This is a genomic window from Zoogloea ramigera, from assembly GCF_006539865.1.
In the GTDB taxonomy this organism is placed as follows: Bacteria; Pseudomonadota; Gammaproteobacteria; order Burkholderiales; family Rhodocyclaceae; genus Zoogloea; species Zoogloea ramigera.
In genome coordinates, this window is the sequence record NZ_BJNV01000198.1 from 1 (window position 1) to 644 (window position 644).

Consider the following 644-nt stretch of genomic DNA (forward strand, 5'->3'; position numbering starts at 1 on the left):
GACTCCCGTTTCTCCACGGTCCATCACACACTCACTTTCCATTTTTGCTCGGCGCAGTGCCGGGATCGTTTCCTGGAGATTCCGGCGCTCTATACCGGCGCCCAGCGTACGGCCAATATCCTGCCTATACCGAAGCGGCGGAACTTGCGCATCGCTACGGGCAGTCCTGACGCGCTCGACGACGCCTGTCGGCGTATCCAGACCTTGATGGGCGTGACCTCCGTGTCAGCCAAAGGCAGACGACTTCGGGTGGACTACGATCTGCGGCAGGTCTCGCTTCACCAGATCGAGGCGGAAGCACAAGGCGCAGGCATCACCTTCAGCGGTGGCCTGCATGCACTGCAGCGTAGCCTGTGGCGATTCTTCGAGCACAACGAACTTGAAAACGCGGCCCACGCCGGCACCAGGGCGTGCTGTAGCCGTCCACCGACGCCGCACTGATTCGTGTTCTGCAACGCAGGAGGCCGTGATGATCGATTCTCGTGAGCCATCCCAAGCTGGAGCGGATGGTCATCCTCACCATTTTCGGCGTGGCAAGTGGGTGTGGTGGGTGTTTGCCGCGATCGCCCTGTTCTACCTGCTGACGGAACACCGCGCGCATCTGTTTGGTGTCTTGCCCTACCTTTTTCTGCTGGCCTGTCCCC

General features: G+C 61.0%; 2 protein-coding genes. Both read left to right on the top strand.

What is annotated here, in order from left to right; all coding sequences use genetic code 11:
• Positions 1 to 441 (top strand): hypothetical protein (locus ZRA01_RS20720; RefSeq protein ID WP_170183045.1); only part of this gene is annotated, 441 nt, incomplete at its 5' end.
• 28 nt (positions 442 to 469) lie between these two features.
• Positions 470 to 644 (top strand): DUF2933 domain-containing protein (locus ZRA01_RS20425; protein WP_141355204.1); only part of this gene is annotated, 175 nt, incomplete at its 3' end.